At 51.0% G+C, this 8,018-nt stretch carries 6 protein-coding genes; all 6 read left to right on the top strand.

Annotated features, from left to right (window positions below; translation table 11 throughout):
* Window positions 1-333 (top strand): phosphatidylglycerophosphatase A (locus QME66_12035; GenBank protein MDI6809693.1); only part of this gene is annotated, 333 nt, incomplete at its 5' end.
* Between the two features lie 76 nt (window positions 334-409).
* Entirely contained in the window at window positions 410-895 is a 486-nt protein-coding gene (locus QME66_12040) for a CinA family protein (protein ID MDI6809694.1), read from the top strand.
* 460 nt (window positions 896-1,355) lie between these two features.
* Entirely contained in the window at window positions 1,356-4,382 is a 3,027-nt protein-coding gene (locus QME66_12045; protein MDI6809695.1) for a DEAD/DEAH box helicase, read from the top strand.
* 238 nt (window positions 4,383-4,620) lie between these two features.
* Window positions 4,621-6,459, top strand: a complete 1,839-nt coding sequence (locus QME66_12050; protein MDI6809696.1) for an SWIM zinc finger family protein — start codon at window positions 4,621-4,623, stop codon at window positions 6,457-6,459.
* Window positions 6,460-6,737: 278 nt separating this feature from the next.
* On the top strand, window positions 6,738-7,193 hold the full coding sequence (locus QME66_12055; GenBank protein ID MDI6809697.1) for an AAA family ATPase: 456 nt from the start codon (window positions 6,738-6,740) through the stop codon (window positions 7,191-7,193).
* A gap of 4 nt (window positions 7,194-7,197) precedes the next feature.
* The gene (locus tag QME66_12060) at window positions 7,198-7,782 is read left to right on the top strand and encodes an AAA family ATPase (protein MDI6809698.1); all 585 of its coding nucleotides are present in this window, start codon (window positions 7,198-7,200) and stop codon (window positions 7,780-7,782) included.
* Window positions 7,783-8,018: the final 236 nt, after the last annotated feature.

An 8,018-nucleotide genomic window follows, 5' to 3' on the forward strand; every position in this document is an offset into this window, starting at 1 on the left:
CTGATCACTCTCTTCTTCCTCTCGTCCTGGATTTCAGAAAGGGCTGAAAAGTTTTTGGGAAAAAGGGATGATCAGAGGATTGTTATCGATGAGATAATGGGCTTCTTCGTCGCCATGCTCTGGGTTCCCAAAACAGCCCTTTTCATCATCATCGGGTTTATCCTCTTCCGCTTTTTTGACATTGTCAAACCGCCACCCATCCGTCTTGTGGAAAGAGCCAGAGGGGGTTATGGAGTTGTCCTGGATGATGTGATGGCGGGAGTCTATGCCAATATCATTCTCCATATCATTTCCTTCTGTTTTACCCTCTCCCCTGGCGGGCCTGCCCGCTGAAGGGTTTGGCCCGCAAGCGGGAGGGGGGCGCCTGCCTGACGGTAGGCAGGGGGTGAGGGGGTAGAGGGGTTTTCAAATGAAGTTAGAAAAGCTCATCGGAGATCATCTGAGAAAAAACGGCTGGACGCTCTCCATCGCAGAGTCCTGCACAGGAGGGCTGATCAACGATCGCATTACCGATGTCCCCGGAAGTTCGAACTACTATGAAGGAGGGATGGTCTCCTACAGTAACAAGTCTAAGACCGAGCTCTTGGGCGTTCCCGAGGCATATATCAAACGGTTTGGAGCAGTGAGTCCTCAAGTAGCGAAAAAGATGGCCCAAGGAGTTCGAAAAGCCTTCAATACCACATTCGGGTTATCCACCACGGGCATTGCAGGACCAACAGGGGGGAGCAAGAAAAAACCGCTCGGGCTCGTTTTCATCGCTGTCTCGGACGGAAAAAGAACTATCGTGAAAAAGGAAAAATTAAAGGGAAACCGGAAAGGGATCAAGCGAGAATCAGCCTGCCGAAGTTTGAAATATCTTTATGATTTTATAACAAAGGCTCAATCTGGTTGCTGACCGTATGCGAGTTCACTTCGAACCGGAAGGTTCGGAGGTTCTCGGGTAAGCGGTGGCAAAGGAGATTCACAGAGAGGAACTTTAGAGAATGGCGATTACGACTCACCTGTCTGGTTATGTAGACAACAAGGTTCAGAGGCGCGGGTATTCCTATTACAGGAGCGGGGCCGTTCAGATCATCCATGGGAACAAGGAAGAGCTGCGGGCAGTGGTCATCGGGACCGATGTGTACGAAGTGGACTTGTACCGGGAGAGGGATACGGTTCACGTCTCCTGCACCTGTCCATATTTCGAAGGTGAGAGAGAGGCCTGCAAACACATCTGGGCGTCGCTTCTTGCCGCAGAGAATAGAGGCTACCTGAGAGGCAAGGGAAACAGCGATCCGGTGCATCTGGAGATATATTTTGACGGGGATGGCTGGGATGAAGACGAAGAAGACGATTGGGACGAGGATGAGGGATTGGGGGATGAAGATATCATCCGTCCAGGTTACGCCCCGAGGTCCTATCCTCCGCATTTGCAGGGAAGACGCCATCTTGAACTCATTCCTCCGCCACCGGGATGGAAAGATCATCTGGCTTCCCTGCGCGGGGCTTTGCAAGCACAGCGGGAAGAAGAGAAAGGGCGTTGGCAGGCGAACCGACGTATTCTTTATTTTGTCGATGTCCCCGCTACCCTTGAAGGGAAGGGGTTGATCATTGAGGCGGCACACCAGGAAATGAAGAAGAGCGGCGAATGGGGCCAACTGAAGTCTTATTCTGATTCATATGGCAAGCCGGAGAACCTGCGTGACCCGGAGGATCGGCGCATCATGGCCTTGCTGCTGGGGAGCCGGGACGCTACTGGCTACTATTATGGCTACTCGGGCTATTATGGAAGAGGCGCTTTCCGCCGCATCCTGCCCGGCCCCGTGCAAGAGCATCTGATGGAACTACTCTGCCGCACGGGGCGATGTTTCCTGCGGAAAACGGCATCTGGACCTGGTGAAAGTCCTCTTCAATGGGACGACAGGGAGCCGTGGGAGCTCTGCCTGGGCGCGGAAAAGGACGCATCCGGCCAGGCTTATGTGCTTAACGGTTATCTCCAGCGCAGGACGGAACGGGTTGCAATAGAGGTACCTTCCCTGTTGGTCGCAGGAGGCCTCGTTTTTTTCGAAGACAGAGTTTCCCGCCTTCTGGATAACGGATCCTTCGGATGGATTTCCGTCTTGCGAAAGCGGAAAAACCTCATCGTTCCTGTCGAGGAAGGAGATGCCTTTATCCAGGAATTGATGGCCATGCCGGTTCTTCCCCGCCTTTTGCTTCCTGATGAATTGCAGTATGAAGAGATTCGTGTAACTCCTCGACCCCGGCTTACAGTGGTAGCGCCGGAACGAAAAAATCGATGGGACGCCAATTGGCTTCGCTGGAAGCTGTCGTTCGATTACGAGGGACGCACGATTGCTTATGAAGATCCAGGTCGGGGCATCATCACAACGGAGCCCCGTCGTCTTCTGCTCCGCGACCTCGCTGCCGAGCGAGAAGCCTATGAGAAGCTTCGGAGTTTGGGGTTCCGGGAAGTCCAGTCTTATGGCAACCCACAGCGGGAAGTGGCTCCCCGTAATCTTCCGCGAGCGGTGCGAGAATTGCTGACTGCGGGCTGGCACGTCGAGGCCGAAGGGAAGGTGTACCGTAGACCCGGCGCGTTAAACCTGTCGGTGACTACCGGCGTCGACTGGTTCGAATTGCATGGCGAAGTCAGGTTTGATGACAAGATCGCAAAACTCCCTGAATTGCTGGTGGCGCTCAAGCGCGGGGAGAACCTGGTTGCCCTGGATGACGGCACGTTCGGGATGCTGCCGGAGGAATGGCTGAAAAAATACGGAATTCTGGCCGGCATCGGAAAAACCCATGACGATCACTTTCGGTTTTCACGCTGCCAGGTCGGACTGCTGGACGCCCTGCTGGCCTCACAGCCAGGCTCCACGTGTGATGAGGTCTTCCAGCGCGTGCGGGAAGAGCTGAGAAGCTTTGAAGGGATTCTACCTTGCGATCCGCCGGAAGGCTTCACAGGCGTGTTAAGAGATTACCAGAAGGACGGGTTGGGTTGGATCCATTTTCTCGAAAAGTTCGGTTTCGGGGGATGCCTGGCCGATGACATGGGGCTGGGTAAGACGGTGCAGGTTCTCGCCATGCTGGAGGAGAGAAGGCAGAAGCGATCAGCTGCGGTGTCGAAAGCGGGCAAGGGCAAGGCCTCGATCCACCGGGATGGAGTTCCGGGACCTTCTCTCGTCGTCGGGCCGAAATCGCTGGTCTTCAACTGGGTCCAGGAGGCGAAGCGGTTCACTCCGCAGTTAAAAGTCCTTGATCATACGGGCGCCGATCGACAGAAGCCCGGTGAACATTTCGAAAATTATGACCTCATCCTGACCACCTATGGGACCTTGCGGAACGATGCCGTTGAATTCAAGGATGTGCAGTTTGACTACTGCATTCTCGATGAAGGGCAAATGATTAAGAATGCCAATACCCAGTCGGCGAAGGCGACTCGCCTTCTCAATGCCAACCATCGTCTGGTGCTGAGTGGCACCCCCATCGAAAACCACCTTGGAGAACTCTGGAGTCTATTCGAGTTTCTTAACCCCGGGATGCTGGGATTGGCTTCCGTGTTCAAGCTGACCGGTCCGGGGACGCGCAACCCCGAGCCCGAAACCCGTGGACTGCTGGGAAAGGCCCTTCGCCCATTCATTCTGCGCCGTACCAAGGGACAGGTTGCCCGCGAGCTGCCGGAAAAGCTCGAACAGACCCTCTATTGCGATCTCGATTCGAGACAGAGGAAACTCTACAACGAGTTACGAGACCACTACCGCAGCACCCTGCTCAATCAGGTTGAGCGAGACGGTATGAATAAGTCCAAGATTCAGATTCTTGAAGCACTGTTACGCTTGCGACAGGCGGCCTGCCATCCGGGGCTCATCGACAAGTCGAAGAAATCCCACCCCAGTGCCAAGCTGGAAATGTTACTGCCCCAACTTGAACAGATCACGGAGGAAGATCATAAAACTTTGGTTTTTTCTCAGTTTACAAGCTTTCTCTCTATCCTTCAGGAACAATTGGACCGGCAGAAAGCCCCTTATGCGTATCTCGATGGGCAGACGCGCAACCGTGGAACGATTGTTGAACGATTCCAGACGGACCCCGACTGCAGGCTGTTCCTCATCAGCCTCAAGGCCGGAGGGCTTGGACTGAACCTCACGGCAGCCGAGTATGTTTACCTGCTTGACCCGTGGTGGAATCCCGCTGTGGAGGCACAAGCCATCGACCGCACCCATCGTATTGGGCAAACCAGAAGGGTGTTTGCGTATCGCATCATCGCCAGAGACACGGTGGAAGAAAAGGTGCTGGAACTCCAGCAAACGAAACGTGACCTCGCCGATGCGATCATCAATGCCGACAACAGCCTCATACGCAACCTGGCAAAAGAGGATCTGGAGTTGTTACTTTCATAGAAACAAACCCGCAGCTAACTAATTGATTTTTAATACGCCACAATTCGTTTGTGGTGTGCCCTTCAACTCGCCGTTCGCCCTGAGGTTCTCGAAGAGGTGAAAAAGGCAGGTAGGAGATGAAATGAATAGAACATCTTTGAAAATGGATCGTTTCAAACAATTGACATGGGATGATTTGCAGGATTGGGCTGGAAACAGAATCCTTTCACGGGGACAAAGTTACCAGCGAAGCCGAAAGGTGAAAGAACTTGCTCAAACTGAAGCCGGAGGGATAGTTGCCTGGGTTCATGGTGGGCAGAGATATGCCACAATGGTCGATTTCGAAGATGGCGAACTGATATCAGCCTGTACCTGTCCTTATGGAGGCACCTGTAAACATGCAGTGGCGGTAGCGATCGAATATCTCGATTACCTGAAGAAGAATATAGAGGTTCCACAGATCAGGGAGAAGGATCAACGCATCGTTTTGCTTCAGGAGTTTTCGGATGAAAAAGCAAGGGATGACGAGAATGAGGATTACGAAGAGGAAATAACCGAGGCTTCTTGTACTTCAAGGAAATCTGGGGAATCCGCCCCGCTTGCCTCGAGAGGTTTCCTGGAGGAACAAAGCAGAGAGAAGCTTATCGCATTGATAGAAGATCTGGCGGAAAGACATTCCGTTGTCCGAGAAGATTTGCAGGACCGGCAAAACCTCTCGAAAGGATCAGTGAAAAAAATAGTGGCCGCCGTGAGGAAGGAGATCCTGGAGTTAAGTTCAGAACCTGGCTGGAGAAACCATTGGAATCATGAAGGATATACTCCGGATTACTCACGGGTGAAAGGCCGTTTAAAATCCCTTTTGGCAAAAGGATACGCAGATGAGGTCGTTGCCCTTGGAAAGGAACTCCTCGAGGAGGGCATAAGGCAGGTGGAAATGAGCGATGATGAAGGAGAAACAGGCATTGAAATCTCTTCCTGCCTGAATATTGTTTTTCAGGCCCTTCCCCGGTCTTCGCTCTCTCCGGTCGAACAGATGCTCTGGGCGATCAATGCGGAATTGGAGGATAAGTATGAGCTTTGCTATGGAGCGGAATCCTTCTGGAAGAAGAAACAGAAGGCTTCGGATTGGAGTGTTGTAGCTGATCGGCTTCTTGAGCGATTGAATAAATTCCAGCCGGTGAAAAGGGAGGATAGTTTTTCGCGGAGTTATCATAGGGATAACCTGACAAATTGGATTATACGGGCTCTTGAAAACGCCGGTCGGCATGAAGAAATCATACCCTTATGTGAGCAGGAGGCAGTAATCACAGGAAGCTATACACGTTTGGTTGATGCGCTCAGAAAAGCCAAACGATTGGAGGAAGCCGAGCAGTGGATTCACAAAGGTATTAAGGCCACCCAGAAACAATGGCCCGGGATTGCCAAACAATTGAAAGATACTTTACGCGAGATGAGAGAAAGAGAAGGGAATTGGCTTAAGGTTGCAGCTTTTCGGACTGAAGATTTTCTTCAGTCGCCCTCACTCCATACCTTCAAGGATATGAAGAAAGCAGCCGAGAAGGCTAAATGGTGGCCAGAGATCCGTGCAGCAGCCCTCCTTTATTTGGAAACAGGTAAGCTCCCTCAATCAGATCCCAAATGGCCTTTACCCGAGACGGGCATGAAGGAGGACCGAGAGACCAGGAAGAGTGAATTTCCAATGACTGGCGTACTGATTGACATTGCGATTGAGGAAAAGCGGCCTGACGATGTTCTTCGATGGTATGATCATCGAAAATCAAAGAAGAGAGTTTACTGGTGGGGTGAGGGTTATCAAGAGGATCAAGTTGCTGAAGCTGTGGCAGATCAATACCCTGATCGCGCTATTGCAATATGGAAGAATGTTGCCGAAAAGCAGATTTCCTTAACGAAACCAAAAGCCTATGAAGCGGCTGCAGTCTATTTAAGGAAAGTCCATGGTCTCCTGAAAAAGCTGAAAAGAGAGGAAGAGTGGAAAGATTATCTACTCCAACTCCGCCAAGCCAATGCCCGAAAACCAAAACTCATCGAAATTCTCAGCCGCCTGGAAGGTCGCCAAATTATTGAAGGAAAAATGTAAAGTGCATTAAGTGACTATCCGAACCAGTATGCTTCAGGTCAAAGCAAATCAACCACTCTCAACCCTAATTGGTTTTTCCTGCCACTGCAAAACTGTCCAACATTCTTCGCCAATATTTTCTCTTGATCACCCCAAGAGAATTGATTATAGTTTTACCATAAATGAGTTTTGACCCAGGTGATTTTCTACGTGGCAATAAGGCAGGATATCTTTTGTCACCTTTTCACTGATCCAGAAGAAGAGTGTCGTGAGGCAAATTTAAAAGATTGGAGGCATTTATGATTAACCCCCTGTTTCTCAAACGGGTGGTTCTGAACAACTATAAAAGCATTAAGGAATGCTCAGTGCCCCTTGGGCCGCTAACGTTTCTTGTCGGGCAGAATGGGGCAGGCAAAAGTAACTTTCTTGATGCCCTTCGTTTGGTGACGGAGTCTCTTAATACTTCCTTGGAGCACGCACTCAGGGAGAGAGGAGGAATCAATGAAGTCAGACGACGGTCCTCCGGGCATCCAACTCATTTCGGAATCCGCCTCGATTGGCAACTCCCGGAAGGAACCCAGGGAATCTATGCTTTTCGTGTAGGTGCACAGAAAAGAGGGGGATTTGAGATTCAACAGGAAGAGTGCAGGATTTTCAGCAACGGACTTTTTGAAAAGGACTTTTACAGAGTTGAAGACGGCATATTAAAAAGATCCAGCTTTCAAATTAGCCCTCCAGCCTCCGGATGCGGGTGAGGTTTTGAAGCGGGATGGAAGCAACCTGGCAAGCGTCTTGAGTGTAATGGCCAAAGAAAACAGAGAAGGATTTAATCGTGTCATTGCTTTCTTATCAAAAGTCGTGCCGGGAATCCAGGACATTGAGGTAAAACATGTGGGAAGAAAAGAGACGATCGAATTCCGCCAGCTTGTGGGAAACAGTAAAGATGCGTGGCGTTTCGTGGCGGAAAACATGTCTGACGGCACCCTGCGGGCACTTGGCGTTTTGACGGCCCTCTTCCAGTCATCAAACGGGACGAGAAAGAAAGTCCCATTCGTGGGGATCGAGGAACCGGGAGCGGTCCTCCACCCCACGGCTACGCACGTAATCAGAGACGGTCTCGTCATTGCGTCGAAGACGAACCAGGTCGCAGTAACCAATGACAGTCCGGACTTACTGGACGACAAAGGGATTCTAGATGAGAGTATTCTTGTCATTGTAAACAGGAGCGGTGAAACCAGGATTGCTCTCCTAAATCAAGCAGGACAATCTGCCATAAGGGGCCACGTACACACAGCTGGTGAGTTGCTACGATTGAATCAAATCGAACCTGACGAGGTGCTGTAACAAACGCAGCATGCTGAGCAGGCCCAAGACGCTGGGTTGCATCGGTCAACAACTGGGGACGTCTCGGTGGGTGGAATTTCCTCGTCTGCCGTGATCCGGCTTTGATCCCAAGGCAAATCGCACAGATGGTAACCGTCAAAAAAACCACTTTGTGAATCTTTTCTTCTTGAAATTTAATTCTTTTTCTTCATAATAGAGAAAACAGATCATCATCGGATATAAATCATGTGTCACGC

This window comes from Candidatus Eisenbacteria bacterium, from assembly GCA_030017955.1.
Taxonomy (GTDB): domain Bacteria; phylum Eisenbacteria; class RBG-16-71-46; order JASEGR01; family JASEGR01; genus JASEGR01.

What these genes read in the sequence shown, in the direction of transcription:
- QME66_12040 (MDI6809694.1), top strand. Translation starts at nt 410, where the DNA reads ATGAAGTTAGAAAAGCTCATCGGAGATCATCTGAGAAAAAACGGCTGG.
- QME66_12055 (MDI6809697.1), top strand. Translation starts at nt 6,738, where the DNA reads ATGATTAACCCCCTGTTTCTCAAACGGGTGGTTCTGAACAACTATAAA.